Here is a 25,786-nt window from a genome sequence, read left to right as displayed (position 1 = left end):
ACCGGTTCAAACTCTGGACCGGTAATATTTTTCAGGTTATTATTAAGTTAACAACTTTCTTCAACAACTTTTGATTATTATTAAGGAGGATTTTCATGAGTGAAAAAGTTAATTTTAAGCTTGGTTATGGGGACTCATTTAAAGAACTTTCTTTTCCCCGTGAGAATTTGTTAGGGATATTAACATCAAAGGAAATTGAAAAAAAACTATCAGAAAAAGAAATAATAAAAGAAGCTTTAGAGAAACCAATTGATTCACCTTTGCTATCTGAGATTGTTTCTCAGGGTGAAAAAATTGTAATCGTAATCAACGATGTTACCAGATTATGGGTAAGACATCATGTGTTCATGCCTTATATTTTAGAAGAACTCACTAAAGCAGGGGTTAAAGATGAAGATGTTCTTATAATTTCTGCAACAGGGGCGCATAGGGAACAGACAGAAGATGAATGGAGAGAGCTTGTGGGTGAAGAAGTTTTTGACAGGATAAAGATTATGGATCACAGGTCTACATCTTCAGACGAGATAGTTAATCTTGGCAAGACAGAGTATGGTACTCCAATTGAGGTAAATAAAGAGGTCTTAGAAGCTGATAGAGTTATTATTACAAGTGGTATTGTGTATCACTTTTTGGCAGGGTATGGTGGGGGCAAAAAGGCTGTTATGCCTGGTGTTTGTTCATATGACAGCATTATGGCAAACCATAAACTAGCTCTAAACCCTAACGGAAAAGGGCTGAACCCGGAAGTTAAAGCTGGTAAATTAGATGATAATCCAATAAGTGAAGATATGCTTCAGGTAGCTAATAAAGTGGGAGTGGATTTTGCTCTAAATGTGGTAATTGACGAAGAAAACCATGAGATCGCTTATGCTACTGCAGGAGATATGGAAAAATCTCACAGAAAAGGGGCCGAATTTGTAGATAAATACTTTGGCATAAAAATAGAAGAACGTGCAGACCTTGTTATTGCCTCCTGCGGTGGTTATCCAAAAGATATTGAATTATACCAGACTTACAAGACAGTCCATAATATGGTTCCTGCACTAAAACCCGGAGGAGTAGGAATCTTGTTGACAGAGTGTAGAGAAGGAGTAGGAAATGAGAAGTTTTATACGATATTTACTGAACATGCTGACAATGAAGCAAGGGAAAATTTCCTCAGAGAAAAATATAATATTGCTGGTTTTATGGGATTTTCGCAGGCTATATGGGCAGAAGATTACACTTTTATAATAATATCCTCACTTCACGGCGAAAAAATTAAGAATATGAATATGATACCGGCAAAAAATTTGGATCAGGCTTTGGAGCTAGCGAAAGAGTTTTTGCCTGATGATTATAAAGCCTATGTAATGCCAACCGGTGCGGTTACTTATCCGCTCTATTAGATTATATTATATATAATTTGATGGATCTATATTGATGTTTAGTTGGACACTTATTAATTAACTGTGATATATTGGTCTAACAATCCAAAAACTAGAGGTGGAATACATGTTTAGGCCGATAAAACACAAAAGAGTGTATGAAGAAATTTTGGATCAAATAAGAGAGCTAATAACAGAAGGCAGTCTTAAACCAGGTGATAAATTAATGTCTGAGCGAGCGATGTCAGAGAAGCTTCAGGTTAGTAGGGCTTCTGTTAGGGAGGCTTTTAGTGTGCTATCCATGCTAGGTATATTAGAAGGTAAACCCGGTGAGGGTACTTTTATAAAAAAAGTGCCCGAAGATTCTTTTATAAAACCTTTTGCCATGATGCTCATGCTTGATAGAGATAGTAATATGGAGGTTCTTGAGACCAGATTGACACTTGAAGTTGAATGTTCGGCCCTTGCTTGTGTAAGAGGTACTGATGAGGATATCGAAAAAATATATACGTATCTACAGAAAATGGAGGAAGACATTTCGGAGGGTAACTTAGGGGAGTACCATGATGGTATGTTTCATTATTCAATATGGGAAGCTACTAACAACAATATATTACTTCGCCTAATGAATACTATCTATGACATGATAATTGAAACTATGAAGCATAGCAGAGTAAAGATGTTTGAAAAACCTGGTAACAAAAAAATTTTACTTGAACAGCATAAAAAAATATATCAAGCTATTAAAGAAAAAGATGTGGAGAAAGCAAGAGAAGCAATGCGAGAGCATCTTTTGTTTGTAAACAAAGAAAATCAAGGTTATTTTGAGGAGAAATAAAGTTTTAATAGACTACATTATATGGTAGAATTATTTAATAATTAAGAATATATTACATTAGGTGGTAAATTATGAAGCAGGATTTGAATGATATGTTGTTTTTGGTAGCTATCCCCAGGGGAAAACTTTTAAAAACGTCAAGACAGCTTCAGGAAAAATTAAATAATAAATTTCAATTATATAGGGATAAATTACCTCCTCTACATGTTACAATTGAACGATTAAATATCGATGATGAAGAGAAGTATATAAGAGCTGTAAATATAATTGATTCAATTTGTGATGTAACTGAGCCTTTTGAAGTTACAGTTAACGGGTTTAGTTTTTTTGAACCACCTTATAAATCTATAAATTTGAATGTTAGTGCTACTGATCCAATAAAAAGTTTGTCTGAAAAGTTAAATGTAGAGCTTAGAAAAGAAGGTTTTACTGATAGGAAGTTTGATGAAAATTGGCATTTTCATATTAGTCTGGTTAATATGGTCTTCGCTGATAGGGAATGGAGCGAAAATGAATTTGAAGAAGCTAAATTAATGATACAAAATTGGAAGCTAGATTTAACCTGTAAAGTAGAATGGTTAGAACTCTGGCGGCCCAAGTACAATCCGCGTTTAGTAATAGAAGATTTCTTTCCTTTAGGTCACAAAGTAAACGTATGATTGATTTAAGTAAGTAATAAACAAGGCTAATGGGAGTAGGAGCTGATGTAAGATGGAAAATGAAGTTCTTTATGATAAGAAATATACTTGCCCATTATGTGAAAGTAAATTTACAACTAAAAAAACAAGACCAAGCAGGCTAAAAGTTATTAGGCAGGATGAAGATTTTTATAAACAGTATGAAGGAGTAAACCCTAACTATTATTTGGTTAATATATGTCCGAGCTGTGGTTATGCATTTACAGATAATTTTGGCAAATTAACCCCTGAAAAAGTTGAAATTATTAAAACTAATGTAACTGACAAATGGACAGAACGGGATTTTGGTGTTATTAGAGACTGGAATATGGCATTAGAATCTTTCAAACTGGGGTTTTTGTGCGGAAAGTTAAAAGAAGAAAATCTTAACGTACTTGCAGGACTGTTATTACATATTGCATGGTTATACAGAGAAGCTGAAGATGAACAGAACGAACTCAGATTTATAGAAAATGCTCGTGATTTTTATTTAGAGGTTTACGAAAAAGATACTAGTGGTGACATAAACCTTGCCAGGCTTTTGTACTTACTAGGTGAGCTAGAAAAAAGACTAGGTAATGAAAAAAAAGCAGTGACTTGGTTTTCTAGGATTGTTAATGACAAAAAAATAAGCGATGCTGGAATTATTAGAATGGCCAGGGATAGGTGGCAGGAACTTCGTGCTAAGAAAGGGAGGGGAGATGAAAATTGATGTATGCCAATGATTCGAATGAAATAGAGAAAAAAATTAATGAGTCCTGCTTGACTGAAGATTTTTGTGGAGAGTGCCAAGAAAGTAAATGCCCTGTTGGATTTATGAGAGAAGTTTGTGAAGGGAAAATAGATAAAGATAATTATGATCAAGTGACAAAACCAGAGCCAAGCCCAAGAAAAGATTTAGAAAGAGATCAGTTAGTTGATTCCTTAGCTGAGATTTTGGGTCAGTGTCAAAGCTGTGAAATAAATCATTATGAAACTTGCGATATCAACCTATTAAGACAGGGTGTTGAGGTTGCAATTTTTGAAGATAGCCTTGAATATCCGGGAAATGTCAAAAAGTACTTAGATAATCTATCAGGAAGTGTTCCAGAGTTAGTAGAAGTTTTGAGAGCAAAGTTAGAAAGTCAATAAATAAAAATAAAAGGGCCCTAACCAAAATATTAATTTTGGTTAGGGCCCTTTTAATAATTGGAGGGTGGTTTTAATTAATTGCTTCTTGGATTCTGGAATGATGGGGGTGTAGGCTGTGGGGCACTGTAGTATTGACCTGGTGTAGAAAGGTTGAAGTATAGTCTTGCGTTTTCATCTACCCCAAAATCCTGATTTGACCCTTTATCCTGAACTTTATTTAGAGCTTCTCTAAATAGTGCATTATGTGCTTCTTCTCGATTAAGCAGGAAATCTATAGTTTCTCTGACCCCTGAATCATCTATTTGTCTATATAATTGTTCGTAAACAACCTTTGCTCTTTGTTCAGCAGCAATGTTAGAGAGTAGATCTGCTGCTAAGTCTCCGGTACTGTTTATAAAATCACCAGTCCATGGCGATCCGGAAGCATTGACAAGCTGTGGAGAAAGACCTCCTAAAACATGAGGTTGGATATTTCCTCCTTGCACTGAAGTTGCCTGCAGTTCATCTCCAAGCAGCATGTTGATTGTTGTTGCGATCATTTCCATATGGCTTAGCTCTTCTGCTCCAATATCTAAAAAGAGATCTTTAATTTCTGGATCTTTTACTCTAAAACTTTGTGAAATATATTGAAGCCCTGCCTTTAGCTCACCATTCCCTCCACCAAGCTGTTCTTGAAGCATTGCTGCATAAGTGGGGTTTGGCCTATCTACTTTTACTGGATGTAGTAACTGCTTTTCATGTTTAAACATGACTTAACAACTCCTTTCTAAAAATTCTTTGGTTTTTCGAGCATTTTTAGTTTGTCCGAATTAAATTAGTTTATGTATTCACTTGTATAAGGAAGGGAATTGGACTTAAGTAAAGAAGTATTTAAATAAATCTTTTTAAATTGAAATTTTAGGAGGGAAAGTTAACATGCAAGTTAAAGAAGTAATGACAGAGAACGTAAAAACAGTAAGTCCAGATACGCCACTCTCTAAGGCTTCTCGAATTATGTGTGATCACAAGATTAGTGGAGTTCCTGTTGTTGATGGAGAAGAAGTGGTATCAATGGTGACAAAATCTGATATTGTCCAACTTTCTTTACCAACAGCACTGCCTGCATTGAAAGTAGAAAAAGAGTTCCCAGAATTGATAGAAAAATATATACAACGACTAAAAAGTGCTTCTGAAGAAAAAGTAGAAAAAGTTATGAGTCCTAGAGATTTGCTATGGGTTACTCCACAAACTCAAATATCCCACGCTGTTTTGATCATGTATATTAATAGGATAAAAAGGCTTCCTGTGTTAGATGGCAACAAAAAGCTAATGGGTATTATATCTTACTCGGATATAGCAGAAATTATTGCAGATACAGATTAATAGTTAACCAGGGCAATTAACAGAATTATCTGAATATATACACATTACAAATTTTTTTGTTTTTTTGCAGGAATTTTTGCAGGGTGTTTAGAATAGAAGTTTATCAGAATTGGTTCAGCATTGGAATAGCCGATTGGCCCAAACCACCTCTGAAAAAGATAAATTGGCACTTTTGCTCAGAGGTTAACCCATGAGTGTTAGACAAATATCGAAAAAATTTGACAAGGGAGGGAAAGGATTTATGAGAGAAATCGATGTTTCTGAAGTAAAAGAAACGGTGAAGAAGTTGTGTATCGATTCAAATCTCTATCTAGGTGACGATGTACTAAAAGCCTTTAAAGAGGGCTTGGAGAAGGAAGAGTCACCTGCAGGTAAGGATGTGTTGGAGCAGTTGATCGAAAATGCCCAGATTGCCAAAGACAACGATGTACCAATGTGTCAGGATACTGGGTATACTGTTATTTTCTTAGAAGTAGGACAGGATGTTAAATTTACTGGCGGCGAATTAAAAGAAGCTATTAACCAGGGAGTTAGAGAAGGTTATGAAGAAGGTTACTTAAGAAAGTCCGTAGTTAAAGATCCAATTGATAGAGTTAATACAGGTGATAACACACCTGCTATTATCCACACTGATATCGTTTCTGGTGACAAAGTCAAAATTACTATTGCCCCAAAAGGTGGCGGTAGCGAGAACATGAGTGCTTTGAAGATGCTTAAACCATCAGATGGTAGAGAAGGCGTTATTGACTTTGTTGTAGATACAGTAAACAAAGCTGGACCAAACCCATGTCCACCTATAGTTGTAGGTGTTGGTGTTGGCGGGACTTTTGAAAAAGTTGCATATCTTGCAAAGAAGGCACTGACCAGACCTATTGGAGACAGTCACCCTGATAAAGAGTACAGCGAAATGGAAAAAGAGATTTTAGAAAGAGTAAACAAGTTAGGAATTGGACCTCAAGGATTTGGAGGGCGAGTTACCGCTTTAGATGTAAATATTGAAAAACACCCTGCGCATATTGCAAGTATGCCGGTAGCTGTGAATATTAACTGCCATGCTGCAAGGCACTTAGAGAAAACAATTTAAAAAAATTAGGGAGGTGTTTATTATATGAGTGATGTTAAAAGAATTTCAGCTCCTTTAACTGATGATGATATCAAAAACTTAAAGGCTGGAGATAGAGTGATAATTGATGGTAAGGTTTTGACTGGTAGAGATGCAGCCCATAAAAGATTGGTAGAGTTAATAGATAAAGGGGAAGATCTACCAGTTGACCTAAAAGGCCAGATTATCTACTATGTTGGACCAACTCCAACTAAGCCTGGTGATGTTATTGGTGCTGCTGGACCGACCACTAGCGGTAGGATGGATGCTTATACCCCTCAGGTACTTAAAGAAGGAGTGAAAGCAATTATTGGAAAAGGAGCAAGGTCTCAGGCAGTTAAAGATTCCTTAAAAGAAAATAATGCAGTGTATCTAGCTGCTATCGGTGGTGCTGCAGCTAAGATAAAGGACAGCATTAAAAGTTGTGATATAATAGCTTATGAAGACTTAGGTCCAGAAGCTATAAGGCATTTAGAGGTAGATGAATTCCCTGTTGTAGTAGTAAATGATGCTTATGGTAATGACCTTTATGAAAAAGGAAGAGAAGAATACGAAGTTAAGTAAATGAAATAAGAGTTAGATAAATGAATAATAAATGGATGGATTAGGGGTTGAATAGAAGTTTGAATGGAGCATACGAAATATCCGAAACAAAAAAAATAGCTAGATTAGGCCTTATGACAGCAGCAACTGTTATATTTTACTTACAAATTGGTCCCTGGATAGATGTTGTTCTTCCAGTGATAGGATGTATCTTAAGACCAATGATTGTAGTCTTCTTCTTAACTAGCTTTTTTCATTTGCAGGCATTGGAGATTATTGCACCAACACTTTTTGGTAGTGCATTATATGCTTTCTTAATTGTTTGTCCATTAGGCTGGTTTTCATTAATTTTTGTCCCGGTATCATTTGTTTATACCTTGATCTATGTGTTTTTACGTAACAGGTTTAGGCCTGAAATAAACTTTACCTTGAGTGCAATTGGTTCCGGGATAATCTTACTTTTTCTAATATCTTTAGTACTTCCTGCACAATTCCAGGTAGCATTAAGATATATGCCGGTGGTAGTTATAGTATCTGTTGTACTAGGTCTTATTCAAAAGCTTGCAGGAAGAATAGATTGTCATAAGTGTGAAGGATGTGGATAACTAAGCTAAAAACCCTGCTGGTATTGGAATTGTAATTGAGGGGGGAGGGGATAAGAATCGTTTTACAGGAATTTGATCTCATAAGTGGCCTTACATTAATTTTTCTTCTGCTAATATATTCAAGTATATTTTTGGCCCAACAAAAGAAAAAGTTGCAGGGGACAGTAATAGGGATGGATGATATAAAAGGGTGTTCAGGTGCAGGATTTAACTTAAAAGTACGTTTGGATGATAACGGAGAAGAGGCGACTGCCTTAGTTGGAGGTTGCACTTTGTGCATGAATAGTCTCCAAAAAGGATCAAAAGTGAAATTGGTTAAGCTTAAAGAAGGTTATGTGGTTGCACAATCACCTATGGATAAGCTGAAGGATAAAAAATGTGATAGTATAGAGAAAACAGTTTAGTAAGGTACAGCTCCTCATTAGATGTAATAAATATGGATGGATAGAGGTGAAAAATTTTGGAACTTCTTGGCTATCTTACACTATTAGTGTTCTTAATATGTGTATTAGGCCCTTTGTTTCGTATTATTCCCCTGCCGCTTCAGACAGTAATGATACTTGGTACAACAATTAATACAATTTTCGGTGCTATTTATTTGTTAGGAACCGGACAGGGGATAGAAGCTGTAGCATTACTACCTTCAGAAGTTTTGGGAGGTATTATACTACACCCAATAACAGCTCTGCTGGCTGGATTTTTAATGGCTGGTAGTATGCAGGCTGCTAAGGGCTTTGATGCCTTAAAGGTAATCATCAACAAATTACAAACCTCGCCTATAGGTTTGGCGGGTACTGCAGTAATTATCGTACAGATACCAACAATGGTAGCGATGCCCTGTGGACGTATTCTTGCGGCAGCACTTTTACCAGTTGTTATAACTTTAGGTCCCGAAGAATTAAAAATATTTAATAAGCGTCAGATGATAGTTATGATTGGGGCTTTTGTTGTAAACAGTGCTGCATCATGTGGTCCATCAGTTCTAGGTGGTATTGGAACTATTGGAGAAGGGTTTCTCGGTGAAATTGGATTTTTAAGAGCTTCACAGTCATTTGGAATTTTACTTGGAACTGCAATGATGGCACTTTTCTTAAAGATATTCAGTGCGAAACTTTATCCTCATCAGGTTGGGCTTAGCGAGATGGAAGAGGTACCTGAAGAGGAAAAAGGTCTTGGAAGAAAGATAGAAATGCCTAATGTACCATGGCAAGGGTATTTTTCCCTTATTGTATTTGCAGTAGCTACTGGAGGAAGTATTTTTCAGTTATTTGGAGTTGCTCCGGTGCAGACTGCACTTACAATTGGAGCTTTAATTAATATTATTGTGGCAAGGGTTAGATTTGAAGACTTGATGGCCGGAATTATTATTCACCCTGTAACTGCTCTAACAGCAGGATTTCTAATGGCCGGAAGTCTGGCAGCTACTGGTGGTTTTGATGCCCTTGGAAATATTTTTGATTTCATAACCACAACTCCATTAGGTTTGGCCGGGATGCTTGCCATCTTCGTCCAAATAGAAACTATGCTGCCAATGCCGTGTGGGCGTATCCTTGCAGCAGCTTTACTTCCGGTGATGTATGCTCTTGGACCTGCCGAAATGGAGATATTGACTTATGAGCAGGTTGCTATAGGAATGGCCGCCTTTATCGTAAATGCTGCGGCTTCATGTGGGCCATCACCTATTGGTGGAGTTGGTACTATTGGAGAAGGTCTTTTGAGATCTGATCTTGGTTTTCTAAGGACAGGTCAATCTTTTGCCATTATGGCTGGAATGACGCCACTTGCAGCAATAGTTATGAAGTTTCTAACTATTGAAGGCGATTTTGTTGTTGGCTTGATATTGATATTTATTTTGTTGATAGTCAACTTGATTTTAATGAATGCATTAGATCCTGATAGGATATCCGGTGGTGAAGGAGGTAAAAAAGATATGACCCTTTTAGCGTTTATTATCGGAGGGGCAGTTGCAGGTGCAATTATAGCTTTCTCCCTGGACATGTCAAGTGGAACCGAATTGATGCAGGGTGCTATTGGCGGAATTATTGCTGGTATAGTTATGGCTCTAATTTAAATTTGGTAAGGGGGGTGAAGTTAGATGGACAAAAATAATGATCAAGATAAAAATAATCAAGAAAATCACGAAAATAAACAAAGTGAAAGTGATGTAGATTTAATCCCTGGTGGGAGAATCTATCAATATTTTACAAAACAAAGACATAGAATGCTTACACCTAACCTGAATCGTATGGCAATGCTTATAATTGTTCTGGCGCTTTTGCTTACAATATCTAAGTCTATTGCCATAGGAACTGGCCAATCTATATACTGCCTTGAATGCAGATCTTGCCTGGCTGTTGGAGATGATTGTCCTGCAGACTTACAACCTTCAGAACTTGTAATAGCAGCTAGAACAGGTGACTATAAAAACTTTATAAAAGATGGTGGGTTAGAGTGTATTACATGCGGTGAATGTGTTGAGTACTGTATAGTTGATATAGATATCGCAAGTGTTATTGGAACTATGCAGGATAGAACAATGGATGCAATAAAGGCAGGTAGAATACCTAACAACTTACTCGTTGAAGCTCTTGAGGAAGATAGAATTGGAGCCGAGTATGTTGAAGAAGTGGAAGAATATCTGCTTGAGCAGGGAGTGGATGTCAAGTGATAGCAGCAAAAATAGACCGCTTTTGGAGATTTATGTTACTTGGGTTTATTATGTCCTTGCTTTTTCCTGATGCCAGAGCTTTTATTATGGTAGTGCTCATTGCAAGTGTTTATTTTTACCTTACGATTAAAAAGTTTGATTGGAGCAGGCCAATTGTAGGCCTTATAGCTATAGCTTTGTTTGCAGGGTTATTTGGACTAAATCAATTTGCAGATGCGCAAATGGAAGCAGCCACTCAGGATGCATTACAGGTTGTTGAGGATGGCAGCTATACCGGTCAAGCAGAAGGGCATAGGGATATAGTAGAGGTAGATATTACAATATCCGGTGGAGAGATTACCGAAGTCGTAGTATCAGAAAACGATACACCTGATTATGGTGACGCGGCAGCAGAAGAAATGTCTGAAAGGATTATTGCAGAACAGACTATTCAAGTAGATACTGTTTCTGGTGCTACTGTAACCAGTGAAGCTATTATAGAGGCAGGAGAAAATGCACTAGATGAAGCTGCAGGTGAAGGAACTGCACAGCCAGGGGCTTTGGTCTCAGTAATATCTTTCTTTACAACAGGGCTTTGGGCAGGTACAACATTATTCCAGCTTATGGTAGTATTTATTATAATTGTATTTATAGATTTTACTTTGCAAGGTGTTTTAGTACCAAACACCGGACAGTCCTTAAATTGCATGAACTGCCAGGCCTGTGTCGGAGTTTGCCCTGTTAGACATGTAGAAGAAGATAATAAGCCATTGCCAATGCAGATGGCTTTAGCATCTAGACTTGGAGATTATGATGAAGTAAATAGGCTATTGCAATATTGTGTTGGGTGTGGCAGGTGTTCAGGAAGATGTCCGAATGGGGTAAGCCCTGTTATGCTTGGAGGTAGTTCCAAAGTAATTCATGACGAATTAAGGGGGGAGGAAGATTAGATGGCACCAGCTAAAGCAGAAAACACCAAACGTTTAATTAAAGGGGCTTTAGGTATGGTAGATGAAGTTTTAGAAACTAAGTTGCCCCCGGTTGGAAGGTTAAGATTAATGTCAAACGGAATGGAGCCATATTATGCTCTACAAACAAATACTAACTTAGAAGGTGACAAAAGTTGCCTAGCATGTGGAAACTGTGTAGATTCATGTGCAGTGCTAAGAAGAGAACCTGAAAGGCTAGAAGAAACAGAACAAAGAACTTCTTACGCATTAGAAAGTGTAGTTGGTGAAGACTGTGAGCAATGCTATTCATGTGCATTATCATGTCCTATGGTTAATAAAGAATATAAGGAACACATTGCTGATAACAAAATTCAAGAATTAGTTCCTGACGTGAAACCGCTAAGTTTGTTTGATAACTACTATGCTTTGCTTGTAACCCTAATTTTTGGAGCTATTTTTGGTATATTTTTGGCAATGTAAATAATGTTAAAGGAGGCTGAATAAAGTGGCCGTAGATAAAGCTAATGAAGAGAAAGAACAAAATCAAGAAAACTCAGGTGGTGTAGAACAAGAATTTATTGATATTTTTATCATGGGTAAAAAATATAGGGTTCCATCATCTTTAACTATTATGAACGCCCTTGAGTATGCAGGATATAAGCTGATAAGAGGGTGTGGCTGTAGAGCAGGATTCTGTGGAGCGTGTGGTACAGTTTATAGAACTCCGGAGACTACAGACCTAAAAGTTGGTCTTGCCTGTCAGACTAAAGTTGAAGAAGGAATGTATTTGACACAGATCCCTTTCTTTCCGGCTCAAAGAGCAAACTATAACATTGATGAGCTAGAGCCAACAGGACAGCAGATAGCTGAATTGTACCCAGAGATAATGAGATGTTTGGGTTGTAATTCCTGTACTAAAGTTTGTCCTCAGGATCTTAAAGTTATGAAGTGTATCTCTCACGTGTTAAGAGGGGATATTACAAAAGCTGCAGATGAGTCATTCGATTGTTTGATGTGTGGACTTTGTACTTCAAGATGTCCTGCTCATTCGGTACAGTACAATGTTACACTTCTCGCTCGTCGCTTATATGGAAAATATATTGCACCACCAGCTAAACATCTAGCTGACAGAGTTAAAGAGATAGAAGATGGCAAATACGACAAAGAACTAGAAGAGCTGATGAATGCTAGTACTGACGAATTGAAAGAAAAGTACAACAATAGAGACATGGAGAAATAAGGAGGTTTAATTAAATGAGTTATACCCCGTATATGAGAGAACTGATTAAAAAAGTTGAAGCTACAAGGAAAGACAGAGTAGGGAAAGACTATCCAAGAATGACACCAGAAGAAAAAGAAGATGTTCTGTCAAATAACCATCCTGACTATATACAAGATCAATTTAGAGGAGCAAAAATTGGTCAAAATGAAGGAGACGATTTTCCTCACGAGTTATGTGACCAGTTAGAAGCTTATCCTAGAATAAATCCAAATGATTTTGATATCGATAAAATGAGTGTAGATTATGATGTTGATGTATTTATTGTTGGTGGTGGTGGTGCTGGGGCTTCTGCTGCTTTAATGGCTGATAAGGAAGGAGCTAATGTATTACTAGCTACTAAGCTTAGATTCGGTGATGCTAATACTATGATGGCTCAGGGTGGTATTCAGGGAGCTGACAAACCAAATGACTCCCCTTCTATACATTATCTAGATATTTTGGGTGGGGGGCATTATTCAAACTATCCCGAACTTGTTAGAGCTCTAGTAAACGATGCCCCTATTGCACTAAAGTGGCTAGAAGATCTAGGAGTTATGTTTGACAAAGATGAAGAAGGGAATATGAGCACCAGGCATGGTGGTGGTACTTCAAGAAAGAGGATGCACTCTGCAAGGGACTACACGGGCGCTGAGATAATGAGGACACTAAGAGATGAAGTATACAATAGCAATGTTAATATCATTGAATTTAGCCCGGTAGTTGAACTAATAATGGATGATAAAGGTAGAGCTGCTGGTGCACTTTTATTAAACTTAGAGACGCAGCAATATGAAGTAGTCAAAGCTAAAACTATAATCATCGCAACAGGAGGACTTGGAAGACTTCATACACAAGGGTTCCCAACAACAAACCATTACGGAGCTACAGCTGACGGACTAGTACTAGCTTATAGAACAGGAGCCAAATTAGCATTCATGAATACTATTCAGTACCACCCAACTGGAGCAGCTTACCCAGAACAGCTAGAAGGACTTCTAATAACAGAGAAAGTTAGAGGTTTAGGCGCTGTACCAGTAAACATTGATGGTGAGATGTTTGTTTATCACCTTGAAACAAGAGACGTAGAAGCATCTGCATTTATTCGGGAATGTAAAAAAGGTAAAGGGATCACCACTCCTTCAGGAATGCAGGGAGTTTGGTTAGACTCGCCAATTATTGAGGAAACTCATGGCAAAGGAACAATTGATAAAGAACTACCAGCTATGGTAAGACAGTTCGAAAGATTTGGAATTGATATCAAAAAAGATCCCATCTTAGTCTATCCAACTCTTCACTATCAAAATGGTGGCGTGTTGATTAACGAGCATGGAGAAAGCTCCGTTGAAAACTTATTTGTAGCAGGTGAAGCAGCAGGTGGTATACATGGCTCAAATCGTCTAATGGGCAATTCCCTATTAGATGTTGTAGTATATGGTAGAAGAGCAGGAGAATTTGCTGCTAAAAAATCAAAAGATATTGATAACGACAATGCTAAATTTACACTAAATCATGTTGAAAATTATATAGAGGAATTGAAATCAGCAGGAATTGAGACAGATAGAAAAGCTCCTCTATTGCTCCCTGATTACACTAAAAGGGCTGAAACTGCAAAGTAAATTTGTATTTCAGTGTGTGTCTAAAAGTACATTATTATAAAGTGCAATATTAAGTTATTAAGAACTATAGTGGAGGGGTTAACTAAATGAAACTGTATGAGTACATGGCCAAGGAATTGTTGGGTAAAAATGGAATACCCGTGCCAAGGGGAGAAGTAGCAGGCTCGACTGCCGAGGCAAAGGAGAAAACCGAAGAAATGGATACACCTGTCGCTTTAAAAAGTCAGGTTCTGTCCGGCGGAAGAGGAAAAGCTGGTGGAATTAAGTTTGCTGAGAGCTCTGAAGAAATTTCTGAAGCTGCAGAAGAGCTTTTGGACATGAAGATTAAGGGGTATAAAGTAGACACAATTTTGATAGAAGAAAAGCTTCAAATTGACCAAGAATTATATTTGAGCATTGCTATTGATGCAGTTAATAAGAAACCAGTAGTTATAGCATCCAAAGAAGGTGGCGTTGATATAGAGGAGGTCCCAGAAGATAAAATAGTAAAAAGACATGTGGATCCAAAATGGGGAGTAGAGCCTTATATTTCCAGGGAAATAGTTGATGAATTAGATTTAGACCAAATTGTAAGCAAGCAGGTTACAAAGATTATGAAAAAAATCTATGACCTGTTCAAAAATTATGATGCAGAACTAGTTGAGATTAATCCTTTGGTTGTTTCCGGAGAAAAAGTGGTAGCAGCAGATGCTAAGATTAACATTGATGAAGACGCGCTATTTCGCCACAGTGACTTGCCAAAGATAAGTGACAAAACTGCACTAGAAAAGAAAGTAGAAGAAATGGGACTTTCATTTGTGGAATTAGAAGGTGATATAGCAATCATGGCTAATGGTGCAGGAATGGCTATGGCTACCCTGGACGTTATAGATTACTTTGGTGGTAGCGCTGCTAACTTCCTTGATGCCGGGGGAGGAGCCAGTGTAAAACTTACAAAGCAGGCTCTAGAAGTCTTATTGTCCACTAATCCTAATGCAGTTTTGATAAACATTTTTGGTGGCATTACTAGATGTGATGATGTAGCTAATGCCCTTATTCAGGTCAAAAATGAGACAGGTATCCCTGTACCCCTTGTTATTAGATTGATGGGTACAAATGATGAAAAAGGGGTTGAAATGCTTCAGGAAAATGGTATCAAAGCATATAGGATGATGGACGAAGCGGCCAAAAAAGTTGTTGAGCTTGCTAAGGGGCATAAAGAAGGTGGCAAAAAAGGTAAAAAAGGGGCTGATGTAGATGGCAATTCTGGTTAATGCTGATACTAGGCTATGTATACAGGGGATTACTGGTCACCAGGGCAGTTTTCACAGAGGCCAGATGAAAGATTATGGTACCAAAATTGTGGCTGGTGTATCTCCTGGAAAAGGCGGAAAAGAGGTTGAAGGAGTTCCTGTTTTCAATACGGTAGCAAAAGCAAGGGAGAAGACAGCATGCAATGCTTCAATAATATTTGTTCCTGCCCCTTTCTGTAAAGATGCTGCCTTTGAGGCAATAGATGCAGGAATAGAGTTAGTAGTTATTATATCAGAACATATTCCAGTTCAAGATGCAATGGAAGTAATGGCCTTTGCCAGAGAAAGAGGATCAACAGTAGTTGGTCCAAACACCTTTGGTGTTATTACACCAGGTCAGTGCAAAGTAGGAATTATGCCTAACAGATATTATAGACCAGGAGAAGTAGGAGTTGTTGCGAGGAGCGGTACTCTTAGCTACCAAATAGTAGGCGATATGACATTAAATGGGATAGGGCAAAGCACAGTTGTTGGACTTGGCGGAGATAGGGTAGTTGGATGCGAATTTATTGATATGCTTGAACTGTTTGAACAAGAGCCTAATACTAGAGCTATTGTTATGATTGGAGAGATAGGTGGTACAAGAGAAGAAGAAGCTGCTAGATATATTAAAGAGAAGATGAAAAAGCCAGTTTTTGCTTATATCGCAGGCAAAAGCTCACCTCCAGGTAAACGAATGGGACACGCCGGAGCCATTATCGAAGGTAATAAAGGGACTTTTGAGTCAAAAGTAACTGCCCTTGGAGAGGCCGGTGTACAGGTAGCTGAAATGCCGTGGCAGCTGATAGATATGCTTAAAAAAGAGTTATAAAAAGGGATTATAATTATAAATTGAAGAGGGGGCTGATAAGGGCCCCCTTTTTGTACAAAAATTAAGAGGAGGGGATTTTACATATGATTGAATTTAAATCCGAAAAGATGTCTTCTGTAATGCTAGATCCGCGTAAAAATTTTGAAGAAACCGGTTTGAATCCTGAGATTCGTTTTGATCCGTTGACCAGGGATACTACCCGGCTAGGCCATTTCGGAATGATTAAGCCTCAGAAAATAGATTTGACCAAGTTAGATAATGAAGAGGTAAAGAAACGCTGCCCTTTTTGTCCGGACAATATTGAGAAAATGACACCTAGATACCCTGCAGATATATTGCCAGAGGGTTTTTTAAAAAAAGGTGAAGCGAGATTAATTCCAAATATAGCCCCGTATGATCTGTTTAGTGCACTTACAGTTGTAAGTAACAAACACCTACTTACTTTAGAAGATATGTCCTTTGATGTATTAAAGAATGCTTTTGAAGTGGGCTTGGACTTTTATAAAATAATTTTGGATAAAAAACCTGAAGCTTCTTATCATTTTCTTGGATGGAATTACATGCCGCCTTCTGGCGGTGGATTAGTTCATGCACATCAGCAGGTTCTATCTTCTAAAGAACCGGGAAATTATTATAGAAAACTGTTAGAAGAAAGTGAAAACTACTTCAAAAAACATAAAACGAATTTTTGGGATAATCTTTGTGAAAAAGAAAAAGAGATAAATGAAAGATTTGTACATGAAGGTAAAAACCTTACATGGCTTACTTCTTTTGCTCCCCTTGGTGTTTTAGGTGAGTATATTGCAGTCTTCAACGGCAAAAGTACAGTGAAAGATATTGATAACGAAACATTAGAGGAGTTTGTTAATGATCTTTTGAGGTTATTTAATTATTTTGAAGATAATGATATTTGTAGTTTTAATTTAGGATTATATTTTGCTCCTTCTGAAAGTGAAAAGAATGGTTTTAATATTCATGCCAGAATTATTCCAAGAACATTTTTGAATTTGACTGAATGTCCTCCTGATGCTAATGTGTTACAATTATTAATGAAGGAGCCTTTTAGTGCATTTTATCCCGAAGATCTTTGCGAAAAAGTTAAACCTTACTTTAAAAGCAGATAATTAAAAAATAAGCTTAAAGAAGTATAATATTCGGTATATTTTATAGAACTAATTGGTTATAGTATAGTTATGAGGGAATTCCCTCAAATATTATTCTAATCAGGCTTTTTTTAATTTAACCTATGAATTTTGCTGAAATTATTATAATTTTTTGTTATTATACTATAAGGGGAATTCATTTTTTTTATTTTTATGCTTGTGAATATAAGGTCATGATTTCAGTTTTTAATTAAGGAATATAATTTGACTTATAGAGGGAGGGAAAATTATGGGAAACAGAAGAGAAGATGCACCATTGTCAATAATAAAAAGGCTACCAGTATACCTACGAGTTCTTGATAATCTAGTTAAGCGGGATATTGATGTAATATCTTCAAGAAATTTAAGTAAAGAAACAGGTTTTACAGCAGAACAGATAAGAAAAGACTTAGCATACTTTGGAGCTTTTGGTACAAGAGGGACAGGCTACAATACATCTTATTTACGAGAGAAGGTACTCAGAATAATTGGCCTTGATAAACCTACTAATGTTGTTGTGGTTGGCGCTGGACACTTAGGAACAGCCTTTGCCCGTTATAATATTCAAGAAAACCCATATACAAATGTTGTTGCTATTTTTGACGTTAACCCGGAATTAGTGGGCGATAATGTTGATGGCGTTGAAATATATCATTTAAATAAATTAGAAGAAGTTGTTGAAGATCAAAATGTAAGCGTAGGTGTTTTGACAGTTCCGGCTGTACATTCGCAAGAAGTAGTTAATAGACTGGTTGAGGCTGATATAAGAGCAATATTAAATTTTGCACCATCAAAATTGAGTGCTCCAGAAAATGTTAGAATCCATGATGTAGATTTAACAATTGAACTTCAGAGTTTAATTTATTATAGTACTGCAGATGCTAAAGAAAGAGAGAAGTTATAAATTAATTACTGTAACATAGGAAATAATTTTATTAAAAAGTATTAAAAAAAGTGTTGACTTGTTTGTTAACATTGTGTATAATTTGAAAGTGCCGATGACGAAAGGCAACTTTTGGGGCTGTAGTGAAGTGGCTTAACACGCCGGCCTGTCACGCCGGAGATCGCGGGTTCAAATCCCGTCAGCCCCGCCATATTATAGGCTTTGCCGAGATAGCTCAGGCGGTAGAGCAGAGGACTGAAAATCCTCGTGTCGGCGGTTCGACTCCGTCTCTCGGCACCATCTAAAGAATAGAACTTTTGCTTTTACTAACGCGGGAATAGCTCAGTGGTAGAGCATCGCCTTGCCAAGGCGAGGGCCGCGGGTTCGAATCCCGTTTCCCGCTCCATTTAATGCTTAAAAAGGTGGGATGGCGAAGTCCGGCCTAACGCCGCGGACTGCAAATCCGTTATTCGTGGGTTCAAATCCCACTCCCACCTCCATTATAAAATATGCAAGTCTTGTAAGGATTAAAATGCAGGAGTGGTGGAATCGGCAGACACACAGGACTTAAAATCCTGGGGGCAATGCTTTGCCCGTGAGGGTTCAAGTCCCTCCTCCTGCACCATTTGATATGACAGCGTTGATATTTATATAAAAAGAAAGCGCATCTTTCTTAAGACAAGAAGGTGCGTTATTTTATTTCTTAAAATTGGCTCTGCTATACAGGCAGGTATAATATTGTCCCTTGTTTTAGCAAAAACTATAGTGAAAATATTTTGATAGGGGGCAATGAAATATGAATAGAAGGCTACAGCTAATCGGCCATGAAATAAATTCTGTATACTTGGGAGAGTGTACAAAAATTGAAAAAGAAAAGCTATGTGTGAATGAAAACCTGGCAAGTAATATTGTTAGTAAATACTCTGAGCTAAAAGACATTAACATCCGTGTATTATCTACTAAAAATGAAAATACAAAGGTAAATACAATTATGGATGTAATTCCAATTCAAACAAAGAATGAAGAACATTTAGGAACTGGTATCACAATGGAATTAGAAGGTGTTGTAGTGGTGTTAACAGGTAAAGAACAGGGAGGGAAACAGGTAGCTGAGTTTGGAAGCACAGCTGGCAAGTTAACTGACAAAATTGCCTTTAATAAACCTGGATGTCCTGATGAAGATGATTTGATTATAAATATTGATATAACTATTGAGGATGGTATTTCCATGACAAGAGATGGTCCAACTGCATGTCACAGAGCAGCAGATGAAATTATCCAGGATATTAGAAATGTAATGAAAAAAGAATTGATAGATGACAGTAAAGATCGAGAAAGAATAATCAAAGAAAATGATCCCAAAGAATATAAAAACAAACCTAACGTATTATTAGTCAAAGAGATGATGGGCCAGGGTGGTATGCATGATAATACTATATTACCTCTTGAGCCTTGTGGAGTCATAGGTGGCAAAAGTGTTGTCGATATGGGCAATGTACCGGTCATGCTTTGCCCGAATGAGGTGCAAGATGGAGCAATACATGCTATGACCTGTGTGGCTCCTTCAACTAAAGAGACTACAAGACATTACAGCCGGGACCCTCTAATTCAAAGAATAGATGAAGATGAGGAATTATACTTTGGTGGAGTAATTGCTGTAGGGTCACCACAATCAAATCATGAAAAAGAATATACAGCAAAAAGAGTAGGTATGATTGTAGAGAAAGTTAATCCAGATGGGGTTATTGTGATGACAGAAGGTTACGGTAATAATCATATTGATTTTGCAAGACATATTGAAGAGATAGGTAAAAGAGAGTTTCCAGTTGTAGGAGTTACTTATGCAGCAAAAAAAGGCGCTCTTGTTATTGGTAATAAGTATATGGATGCTATGGTTGAATTAAGTAAAAGTGAAAGTCAATCTGACAAAGGTTCAGAGATTTTAGCAGAGAATACTCTGATCAAAGAAGACGCTGATAGGGCTGTTTGGATGTTAAAAGATAAGCTATTTAATGAAGGGAAAAATGTTAAATCCGAAGTTTTTGTTCCAAAAGAACCACCTGTAGTATGGTCAAAGCCACCTAAAGATCTTAAAAATACCGAAGTTGCACTAGTTTCTGCAGCGGGAATTCATCTCAAAGACCAAGAGCCTTTTAACGTTGCAGGTGATAATACATATCGAGTTATTCCAGGAGACGTTGATTCAGATAGACTGATGGTTACCCATGGTGGTTATGATCATAAAGATGTGAGAAAAGATATAAACTGCATGTTTCCCATTGATAGGTTAAATGAACTATCTAGAGAAGGATTTATTAAAAATTCTACTGAAATTCATATTGGATTTATGGGAGGTGGAGGAGATTTTGAAGCGTTTAATGATTATGTGGGCCCTGACATTGCTGATGAATTAAATAAGGTAAATGTTGGGGCAGCAGTACTTACTGCTGGATGAGGAACATGCCATCGCTCTGCCGTGGTTGTGCAGAGAAAAATCGAAGAAGCAGGAATCCCGACTATTATTATAGCTTCTCTACCTCCTGTAGCTAAGCAGCAAGGTGCTCCAAGGGCAGTGCATGCATTAGTGCCAATGGGTGCCAATGTAGGGCCGCCAGGTGATGTTAAAGTTCAAACAGATATTTTGCGTTCAGCGTTACGTAATTTAGTTAAAATTAACAAACCTGGAACTTTTGTCAGTATACCTTATGAATATCAGGCTAAAATTTAATTATTATAAAAATAATGTAGGTTTAGAGTTAATAATATGATTTAAATAACCGTTTATCACACAAACTTGTGTGATAAACGGTTATTTTTTTATTAACTAAATTTTCTTTTGTCTCATATTGTTTATTATAAGTTGATAGTAATATCAAATTTAAAAGGGGCGGAGAAGTTTGGAAGAAATTTTATTTGACATACTAAAAAATGTTTTATTAGTGTTATCGTCAGCTCTTGCTGCATATTTGGCGTCATGGGTTAAAAATAAAATTGGAAAAGATATGGTTGAAAAAAGCGAAAGAGAGCTTCAGATGAAAAAAGACTTGGCAAGGATTACTGTAGGTTTTATTGAGCAGTCCTATAATTATTTGAATGGGCAGGACAAATTAAGTGCAGGTAGTAGATGGCTTGAATCAAGATTTAAAGATTTGGGACTTAAATATTCTAATGATGAAATCAGAGGTTTGATAGAAGCAGCTCTAAGAGAGTTTAAGAGTTCTTACAAAGAGGAATGGTTAAAAAATGGGGAGAGTAGTGAATAGAAAAGTTAAACAAAAAAAGAAAACTCTCCGTTTCTGAGTCACGGAGAGTTCTTTGTGAGTCCTTTTAGGAAAGAATCAATATTTTTACCCAAATCGTCTCCTATATAACCACCTTCAAGAACAGCGAATGTAGGAAGGTTATATTCAGCTATTATTTCTCCAATCTCTTTGTAGACTTCAGTAGACAGACCTAAAGAGGCAAGTGGATCTCTTTCGTGGGCATCAAAGCCAGCTGAGACTGCAATCTGCTCAAACTCTATATCTTCAACTTTACTTAGCCCTTCTTTTAAAAGCTCAATATATTCATCATCATCACAGTTGCCAATAGGATAGTTGATTATATTGTCCCTAGACTTTTTTCCTGTACCAGGAAAACCAATTGCTCTATGAAGTGAGAGGAAATAAACATTTTCATCTCCATGGAAAATATCTTCTGTTCCATTACCATGATGACCATCAAAATCAACTATTAATGTTTTTAGCCCTGATTTTTTTACCGCAATTGCAAGATTATTAAAATAGCAAAATCCACCGATTGCACCTTCGCCTGCATGATGACCAGGTGGGCGCATTAAGCTAAACCCCTGTAATTCTTGAGCTTTTATTGCTCCACCTGCAGATAATAGAGCCTGTTCAAACAAATTTTCATAGACCGGGCAATCTGGGTCAAAAAAATTGCCTTTTTTGACTTTTTCAAATATATCCTTTGTGTGAACTAGCTTTATGTCTTCTTCATTTGCTGGCTCTGGTTTGACAAATTCATATATGTCTAGATCCTTTAAATACTCATGTGCCTTTTGTACTCTTTCCGGACTATCAGGATGTCCTATTACCCCGTAATCAAGAGTTTTTTCTGTGTACACTATTTTCATAACTAACTATCCCCCTTTTTCCCCTAAGTGCAAAAATATAACCTCATATACTTTAATTTTATTACTAAAATACAATTCAGCCATAATAATTTTACATAGAAATTATTAGCTCCTTATCTGGCCTGATCCTAATATTGTAAACTTGGTGGTTGTTAGCTGTTCTATTCCCATTGGCCCCCTTGCGTGAAGTTTTTGGGTACTTATTCCGATCTCTGCACCCATTCCAAACATACCACCATCGGTAAATCTTGTTGATGCATTAACATATACTGCTGCAGCATCTATTTCGTTTAAGAATTTTCTAGCTGTTGTATAATTCTCGGTGACAATTGCTTCTGAATGACTTGTTCCATATGTCTCTATGTGATTAACTGCTTCATCAGTATTATTAACTACTTTGACTGCGAGGATTAGGTCTAGGTATTCTTCATCCCAGTCAGATTCGTCCGCCGCTTTCACATCACAGACCTGTCTTGCTTTTTCGCACCCTCTAATTTCTACGTCCTGTTCTTCTAATTTAGGAACAACTTTTTTAAGAAAGTCTTCTTTTATGTTATCATGTATTAGCAATGTTTCCATGGCATTACATACACCAGGGCGCTGTACTTTTGCATTAACGGCGATCTCAGCAGCCATATCAATATCTGCATCTTTGTCAACGTAAGTGTGACAGTTTCCTTTGCCGGTTTCTATTACTGGAACGGTGCTGTTTTTGACAACAAATTGTATAAGACCTTTGCCGCCGCGGGGGATTAAGGCATCTACATATTTATCCTGTGTCAAGAGTTCGTTCACACTATCTCTTGATTTGTCCTCGATTAAAGAAATACAGTCAGGGTCAACTTTTGTATATTCTAATCCCGCTTTAAGGGCTTTGGTTATTGCCATGTTTGAATTAATTGCTTCTGCACTACCCCTTAAGACAATAGAATTTCCTGCTTTTAGAGATAGGCCAGCAGCATCAGCAGTGACATTTGGCCTTGCCTCATAGATTATACCTATGACACCCATTGGAACTCTTACTCTTCCTACTTCCATTTGGTTTTGGATCTTTTTGGCTCCTAGATGTTCGCCTACAGGGTCGTCTAATTTGGCTATGTCTTCTAATCCTTCTGCCATACCTTCTATTCTATCTTCAGTTAGTGTCAATCTGTCTTTAAATGCACTTGTGTAATTTTCTTTTTTCATTAAGTTTTCAACGTCTTCCTTGTTTGCATCAATAATAGCACTTTTTTCTTTTCGAAGACTTTCGGCCATTTTTAATAGAGCTTCATTTTTTGCTTCGCTTGACAAAATTGCCAGTTTTTTACTTGCTGTTTTGGCTTTTTTACACAGAGCTTCTACGTTTACATTACTCATTTTATACTACCTCCTCGTTTTCAAATATTACAAAATTATCTCTATGCATCACTTCACTTCCAAGGCTATAGCCAAGAGTTGCACTAATCTCTTTACTTTGAAGACCTTTTATTTTGTGGATTTCCCTTGAAGAATAGTTAGAGATGCCTTTACCAATGATGTTGCCTGCTTCATCACAGATACTAACAACTTTGTATCTCTCAAAACTACCTGCTACCATTTTGATCCCACTTGGAAGGAGACTTTTATTTAAAGTACAGATAGCTTCTTTAGCTCCCTCATCTACATATATCTTGCCCTGAGAAAATTCTGCAAAAGCTATCCATCTTCTTCTGCAGTTTAGTGTTTTTTTGGCAGGATGAAAAAGAGTTCCTACACTTTTATACTCAATTATATCTTGGATTATTTCTGGACAATTACCTTGAGTTATTATCATGGGTACTCCAGAGCTTGTGGCTATCTTGGCAGCTTGTATTTTACTTACCATTCCTCCCGTGCCTCTTTTGTCATGAGAAATACCACACAAACTCTCGATATCAGGAGTGATTTTTTTAACTTCTGATATAAACTTTGCATCAGGATGTTTGTAAGGATCTTTTGTATACAGTCCTTCTATGTCTGATAGAAGGACCAGTAGGTTTGCGTCAACAGTACTCGCCACAAGAGCACTCAAAGTGTCATTATCCCCGAATTCTATTTCGTCTGTTGCTACTGTATCATTCTCATTTATTATAGGTATCACACCGTATGAAAGAAGGGTAGCTAAAGTTTTTCTAGCGTAAAGATAGCTTTTACGATTTGCTATGTCATCTCTTGTAAGAAGGATTTGGGCGATAGTATGCCCATACTCTGAAAACAGTTTTTCAAAGTGTTGGATCAAGACACCCTGACCAACAGCAGCAAGGGCTTGTTTTTCCGATGTAGTTTCCGGCTTTTTTTGGAAATTAAGCTTCCCAAGACCTGCCCCTACAGCACCTGAAGCTACTAAAATTACTTTTATCCCTTGGTTGGCAAGGTCTGAAAGCTGTCTAACAAGCTTATCGCAGTAGTTAAGATTTAGCTTGCCATTAGGGTAAGTTATAGTACTTGTCCCAACCTTAAAGACTATTATTGAATTTTCTGTTAAATTTAAATTTCTATTAGTCATATTATCATTCCTTCAGTGAATTAATTTTCAAAAAATAATTATGGATTTATGCCAACACTTTTTTTCAATTATCATCTTTTAATTCTATAGATCTATTATAGCATGCTTCCACAGCGTTCATAATTATACCCCTTAAGCCTTCATCTTCTAGCTCGTGAAGGGCATAAATAGTAGTTCCTCCGGGAGATGATACTTTATCTTTTAAAATTTCTGGATGCTCACCTGTAGAAGATACAAGCTTTGCAGCACCATATGTTGTCTGGGTGGCAAGTTTCAAACTCTGCTCTTGGGTTAGTCCAAGTTTTACTCCTGCGTTTGACATAGCCTGTATAATCATAAATATGTAAGCAGGCCCACTACCAGATAGTGCTGTGACTGCATCCATGTCTTTTTCGTCTACTTCTATTAATTCCCCGGTAGGTTCCAAAAGTTTTTTGATGAAGTCACTTTCTTTGTCACTAACATAATTATTCTTACTTAATGCTATCATTCCTGCATTTACAAGGCAGGGAGTATTAGGCATTAATCTTATAATTTTGGCATTATCACCTAGATAATCTTCAAAAGTTTCAATTGGTGTACCTGCTAGTACACTGACAAATAGCTTGTTGGTGGAATTATCCGTTGGGATTTGTCTAAGAAGTTCTTCGATGTTTTGAGGCTTAACTGCAAAAAATATTATGTCTGAAACTTTAACTAATTCATCTATGGTGCTAGCTTTTTCGATATTTAGTTCACTGGCGATATTTTTTACCTTATTTTCGTCAGCGTCATAAGCATAAATATTTTTAGTCGATATGCTTTTACTTTCAATAAATCCTTTTAAGAGAGCATTTCCCATATTACCTGTACCTATTATTCCGATTGTTTGGTCATTATTCATATAAATGAATCCCCCCTTGCAAAAGTTAGGCTTCG

The 25,786-nt window shown here is 37.1% G+C and carries 27 protein-coding genes, 5 tRNA genes and 1 pseudogene; 28 read left to right on the top strand and 5 right to left on the bottom strand.

Annotated elements, in window-relative coordinates; translation table 11 throughout:
• Positions 1-95 precede the first annotated feature (95 nt).
• The 5 genes from ACONDI_RS08465 (at position 96) to ACONDI_RS08445 (ending at position 4,013) form a co-directional block, all read left to right on the top strand.
• Complete coding sequence (locus tag ACONDI_RS08465; protein ID WP_241078098.1) at positions 96-1,388, top strand: nickel-dependent lactate racemase family protein; 1,293 nt, start codon at positions 96-98, stop codon at positions 1,386-1,388.
• A gap of 106 nt (positions 1,389-1,494) precedes the next feature.
• On the top strand, positions 1,495-2,205 hold the full coding sequence (locus ACONDI_RS08460; protein ID WP_241078097.1) for a FadR/GntR family transcriptional regulator: 711 nt from the start codon (positions 1,495-1,497) through the stop codon (positions 2,203-2,205).
• Positions 2,206-2,276: 71 nt separating this feature from the next.
• Positions 2,277-2,864, top strand: a complete 588-nt coding sequence (locus ACONDI_RS08455; protein ID WP_241078096.1) for a 2'-5' RNA ligase family protein — start codon at positions 2,277-2,279, stop codon at positions 2,862-2,864.
• 52 nt (positions 2,865-2,916) lie between these two features.
• A complete protein-coding gene (locus tag ACONDI_RS08450) occupies positions 2,917-3,594 on the top strand; it encodes a DUF2225 domain-containing protein (protein ID WP_241078095.1) in 678 nt (225 codons plus the stop codon).
• Positions 3,594-4,013 (top strand): hypothetical protein, encoded by a 420-nt coding sequence (locus tag ACONDI_RS08445; RefSeq protein ID WP_241078094.1) that lies wholly within the window; start codon positions 3,594-3,596, stop codon positions 4,011-4,013. Before ACONDI_RS08450 ends, ACONDI_RS08445 begins: the two co-directional genes overlap by 1 nt.
• Positions 4,014-4,087: 74 nt before the next feature.
• Here the strand turns inward: ACONDI_RS08445 and ACONDI_RS08440 are convergent, their stop codons facing one another.
• Positions 4,088-4,762, bottom strand: a complete 675-nt coding sequence (locus ACONDI_RS08440) for a manganese catalase family protein (protein ID WP_241078093.1) — start codon at positions 4,760-4,762, stop codon at positions 4,088-4,090.
• A 166-nt stretch (positions 4,763-4,928) separates the two neighbouring features.
• Here ACONDI_RS08440 and ACONDI_RS08435 point away from each other — a divergent pair, with 166 nt between their 5' ends.
• The 23 genes and pseudogenes from ACONDI_RS08435 (at position 4,929) to ACONDI_RS08325 (ending at position 21,490) form a co-directional block, all read left to right on the top strand.
• The gene (locus ACONDI_RS08435) at positions 4,929-5,375 is read left to right on the top strand and encodes a CBS domain-containing protein (RefSeq protein WP_241078092.1); all 447 of its coding nucleotides are present in this window, start codon (positions 4,929-4,931) and stop codon (positions 5,373-5,375) included.
• Between the two features lie 241 nt (positions 5,376-5,616).
• Positions 5,617-6,459 carry a fumarate hydratase gene (locus ACONDI_RS08430; RefSeq protein WP_241078091.1) on the top strand — a complete coding sequence of 281 codons (843 nt, stop codon included), beginning with the start codon at positions 5,617-5,619 and terminating at the stop codon, positions 6,457-6,459.
• Positions 6,460-6,483: 24 nt separating this feature from the next.
• On the top strand, positions 6,484-7,041 hold the full coding sequence (locus ACONDI_RS08425; RefSeq protein ID WP_241078090.1) for a Fe-S-containing hydro-lyase: 558 nt from the start codon (positions 6,484-6,486) through the stop codon (positions 7,039-7,041).
• Positions 7,042-7,088: 47 nt separating this feature from the next.
• Positions 7,089-7,625 (top strand): hypothetical protein, encoded by a 537-nt coding sequence (locus tag ACONDI_RS08420; protein ID WP_241078089.1) that lies wholly within the window; start codon positions 7,089-7,091, stop codon positions 7,623-7,625.
• A 173-nt stretch (positions 7,626-7,798) separates the two neighbouring features.
• The gene (locus tag ACONDI_RS08415) at positions 7,799-8,029 is read left to right on the top strand and encodes a hypothetical protein (protein ID WP_241078088.1); all 231 of its coding nucleotides are present in this window, start codon (positions 7,799-7,801) and stop codon (positions 8,027-8,029) included.
• Positions 8,030-8,085: 56 nt separating this feature from the next.
• Positions 8,086-9,696, top strand: a complete 1,611-nt coding sequence (locus tag ACONDI_RS08410) for a hypothetical protein (RefSeq protein ID WP_241078087.1) — start codon at positions 8,086-8,088, stop codon at positions 9,694-9,696.
• 24 nt (positions 9,697-9,720) lie between these two features.
• Positions 9,721-10,293: a hypothetical protein gene (locus tag ACONDI_RS08405; protein WP_241078086.1), complete on the top strand. Its 573-nt coding sequence runs from the start codon at positions 9,721-9,723 to the stop codon at positions 10,291-10,293.
• Positions 10,290-11,222 (top strand): FMN-binding protein, encoded by a 933-nt coding sequence (locus ACONDI_RS08400; RefSeq protein ID WP_241078085.1) that lies wholly within the window; start codon positions 10,290-10,292, stop codon positions 11,220-11,222. The genes ACONDI_RS08405 and ACONDI_RS08400 overlap by 4 nt, the downstream gene beginning before the upstream one ends.
• Positions 11,223-11,702 carry a hypothetical protein gene (locus tag ACONDI_RS08395; RefSeq protein WP_241078084.1) on the top strand — a complete coding sequence of 160 codons (480 nt, stop codon included), beginning with the start codon at positions 11,223-11,225 and terminating at the stop codon, positions 11,700-11,702.
• 112 nt (positions 11,703-11,814) lie between these two features.
• A complete protein-coding gene (locus tag ACONDI_RS08390; protein WP_420848196.1) occupies positions 11,815-12,462 on the top strand; it encodes a 4Fe-4S dicluster domain-containing protein in 648 nt (215 codons plus the stop codon).
• A gap of 14 nt (positions 12,463-12,476) precedes the next feature.
• Positions 12,477-14,099, top strand: a complete 1,623-nt coding sequence (locus tag ACONDI_RS08385) for an FAD-binding protein (protein WP_241078082.1) — start codon at positions 12,477-12,479, stop codon at positions 14,097-14,099.
• 86 nt (positions 14,100-14,185) lie between these two features.
• Positions 14,186-15,352 carry an ADP-forming succinate--CoA ligase subunit beta gene (sucC, locus tag ACONDI_RS08380; RefSeq protein WP_241078081.1) on the top strand — a complete coding sequence of 389 codons (1,167 nt, stop codon included), beginning with the start codon at positions 14,186-14,188 and terminating at the stop codon, positions 15,350-15,352.
• The gene (gene sucD, locus ACONDI_RS08375) at positions 15,336-16,202 is read left to right on the top strand and encodes a succinate--CoA ligase subunit alpha (RefSeq protein WP_241078080.1); all 867 of its coding nucleotides are present in this window, start codon (positions 15,336-15,338) and stop codon (positions 16,200-16,202) included. The genes sucC and sucD overlap by 17 nt, the downstream gene beginning before the upstream one ends.
• A gap of 83 nt (positions 16,203-16,285) precedes the next feature.
• Positions 16,286-17,326: a hypothetical protein gene (locus ACONDI_RS08370; RefSeq protein WP_241078079.1), complete on the top strand. Its 1,041-nt coding sequence runs from the start codon at positions 16,286-16,288 to the stop codon at positions 17,324-17,326.
• A 268-nt stretch (positions 17,327-17,594) separates the two neighbouring features.
• Positions 17,595-18,248 carry a redox-sensing transcriptional repressor Rex gene (locus ACONDI_RS08365; RefSeq protein ID WP_241078078.1) on the top strand — a complete coding sequence of 218 codons (654 nt, stop codon included), beginning with the start codon at positions 17,595-17,597 and terminating at the stop codon, positions 18,246-18,248.
• A gap of 113 nt (positions 18,249-18,361) precedes the next feature.
• Positions 18,362-18,438: transfer RNA gene (locus ACONDI_RS08360), tRNA-Asp, on the top strand.
• 13 nt (positions 18,439-18,451) lie between these two features.
• Positions 18,452-18,527: transfer RNA gene (locus ACONDI_RS08355), tRNA-Phe, on the top strand.
• A 31-nt stretch (positions 18,528-18,558) separates the two neighbouring features.
• Positions 18,559-18,633: transfer RNA gene (locus ACONDI_RS08350), tRNA-Gly, on the top strand.
• Positions 18,634-18,648: 15 nt separating this feature from the next.
• Positions 18,649-18,727: transfer RNA gene (locus ACONDI_RS08345), tRNA-Cys, on the top strand.
• Positions 18,728-18,761: 34 nt separating this feature from the next.
• Positions 18,762-18,852 (top strand) — tRNA-Leu (locus tag ACONDI_RS08340).
• A 171-nt stretch (positions 18,853-19,023) separates the two neighbouring features.
• Positions 19,024-20,106, top strand: a pseudogene (locus ACONDI_RS15675) (glycine/sarcosine/betaine reductase component B subunit); the annotation flags it as partial.
• A 3-nt stretch (positions 20,107-20,109) separates the two neighbouring features.
• Positions 20,110-20,955, top strand: a complete 846-nt coding sequence (gene prdB, locus ACONDI_RS15670) for a D-proline reductase (dithiol) protein PrdB (RefSeq protein ID WP_338086494.1) — start codon at positions 20,110-20,112, stop codon at positions 20,953-20,955.
• A gap of 169 nt (positions 20,956-21,124) precedes the next feature.
• A complete protein-coding gene (locus ACONDI_RS08325) occupies positions 21,125-21,490 on the top strand; it encodes a phage holin, LLH family (RefSeq protein ID WP_241078075.1) in 366 nt (121 codons plus the stop codon).
• A gap of 38 nt (positions 21,491-21,528) precedes the next feature.
• Here ACONDI_RS08325 and ACONDI_RS08320 read toward each other — a convergent pair whose 3' ends face one another.
• From ACONDI_RS08320 to proC, 4 genes are all read right to left on the bottom strand, one after another.
• A complete protein-coding gene (locus ACONDI_RS08320; protein ID WP_241078074.1) occupies positions 21,529-22,362 on the bottom strand; it encodes a histone deacetylase family protein in 834 nt (277 codons plus the stop codon).
• Positions 22,363-22,467: 105 nt separating this feature from the next.
• Complete coding sequence (locus tag ACONDI_RS08315; RefSeq protein WP_241078073.1) at positions 22,468-23,721, bottom strand: glutamate-5-semialdehyde dehydrogenase; 1,254 nt, start codon at positions 23,719-23,721, stop codon at positions 22,468-22,470.
• Position 23,722: 1 nt separating this feature from the next.
• Entirely contained in the window at positions 23,723-24,868 is a 1,146-nt protein-coding gene (proB, locus tag ACONDI_RS08310; RefSeq protein WP_241078072.1) for a glutamate 5-kinase, read from the bottom strand.
• Positions 24,869-24,932: 64 nt separating this feature from the next.
• Positions 24,933-25,751 carry a pyrroline-5-carboxylate reductase gene (gene proC / locus ACONDI_RS08305; protein ID WP_241078071.1) on the bottom strand — a complete coding sequence of 273 codons (819 nt, stop codon included), beginning with the start codon at positions 25,749-25,751 and terminating at the stop codon, positions 24,933-24,935.
• Between the last annotated feature and the right edge of the window lie 35 nt (positions 25,752-25,786).

The sequence above is a fragment of the Natranaerofaba carboxydovora genome (assembly GCF_022539405.1).
GTDB classification, from domain to species: domain Bacteria; phylum Bacillota; class Natranaerobiia; order Natranaerobiales; family Natranaerofabaceae; genus Natranaerofaba; species Natranaerofaba carboxydovora.
This window is presented reverse-complemented; position numbering and strand designations above follow the sequence as displayed.

Excerpts from the sequence above, each read along its gene's own strand:
- ACONDI_RS08440 (WP_241078093.1), bottom strand. The coding sequence starts at position 4,762 with ATGTTTAAACATGAAAAGCAGTTACTACATCCAGTAAAAGTAGATAGG.
- ACONDI_RS08315 (WP_241078073.1), bottom strand. The coding sequence starts at position 23,721 with ATGAGTAATGTAAACGTAGAAGCTCTGTGTAAAAAAGCCAAAACAGCA.
- ACONDI_RS08390 (WP_420848196.1), top strand. The coding sequence starts at position 11,815 with ATGGGTAAAAAATATAGGGTTCCATCATCTTTAACTATTATGAACGCC.
- ACONDI_RS08455 (WP_241078096.1), top strand. The coding sequence starts at position 2,277 with ATGAAGCAGGATTTGAATGATATGTTGTTTTTGGTAGCTATCCCCAGG.
- ACONDI_RS08435 (WP_241078092.1), top strand. The coding sequence starts at position 4,929 with ATGCAAGTTAAAGAAGTAATGACAGAGAACGTAAAAACAGTAAGTCCA.
- ACONDI_RS08445 (WP_241078094.1), top strand. The coding sequence starts at position 3,594 with ATGTATGCCAATGATTCGAATGAAATAGAGAAAAAAATTAATGAGTCC.
- ACONDI_RS08430 (WP_241078091.1), top strand. The coding sequence starts at position 5,617 with ATGAGAGAAATCGATGTTTCTGAAGTAAAAGAAACGGTGAAGAAGTTG.
- ACONDI_RS08385 (WP_241078082.1), top strand. The coding sequence starts at position 12,477 with ATGAGTTATACCCCGTATATGAGAGAACTGATTAAAAAAGTTGAAGCT.
- proB (WP_241078072.1), bottom strand. The coding sequence starts at position 24,868 with ATGACTAATAGAAATTTAAATTTAACAGAAAATTCAATAATAGTCTTT.
- ACONDI_RS08415 (WP_241078088.1), top strand. The coding sequence starts at position 7,799 with ATGGATGATATAAAAGGGTGTTCAGGTGCAGGATTTAACTTAAAAGTA.
- ACONDI_RS08370 (WP_241078079.1), top strand. The coding sequence starts at position 16,286 with ATGATTGAATTTAAATCCGAAAAGATGTCTTCTGTAATGCTAGATCCG.
- ACONDI_RS08395 (WP_241078084.1), top strand. The coding sequence starts at position 11,223 with ATGGCACCAGCTAAAGCAGAAAACACCAAACGTTTAATTAAAGGGGCT.
- ACONDI_RS08365 (WP_241078078.1), top strand. The coding sequence starts at position 17,595 with ATGGGAAACAGAAGAGAAGATGCACCATTGTCAATAATAAAAAGGCTA.
- sucD (WP_241078080.1), top strand. The coding sequence starts at position 15,336 with ATGGCAATTCTGGTTAATGCTGATACTAGGCTATGTATACAGGGGATT.
- ACONDI_RS08465 (WP_241078098.1), top strand. The coding sequence starts at position 96 with ATGAGTGAAAAAGTTAATTTTAAGCTTGGTTATGGGGACTCATTTAAA.
- ACONDI_RS08460 (WP_241078097.1), top strand. The coding sequence starts at position 1,495 with ATGTTTAGGCCGATAAAACACAAAAGAGTGTATGAAGAAATTTTGGAT.
- proC (WP_241078071.1), bottom strand. The coding sequence starts at position 25,751 with ATGAATAATGACCAAACAATCGGAATAATAGGTACAGGTAATATGGGA.
- ACONDI_RS08450 (WP_241078095.1), top strand. The coding sequence starts at position 2,917 with ATGGAAAATGAAGTTCTTTATGATAAGAAATATACTTGCCCATTATGT.
- ACONDI_RS08320 (WP_241078074.1), bottom strand. The coding sequence starts at position 22,362 with ATGAAAATAGTGTACACAGAAAAAACTCTTGATTACGGGGTAATAGGA.
- ACONDI_RS08405 (WP_241078086.1), top strand. The coding sequence starts at position 9,721 with ATGGACAAAAATAATGATCAAGATAAAAATAATCAAGAAAATCACGAA.
- ACONDI_RS08425 (WP_241078090.1), top strand. The coding sequence starts at position 6,484 with ATGAGTGATGTTAAAAGAATTTCAGCTCCTTTAACTGATGATGATATC.
- sucC (WP_241078081.1), top strand. The coding sequence starts at position 14,186 with ATGAAACTGTATGAGTACATGGCCAAGGAATTGTTGGGTAAAAATGGA.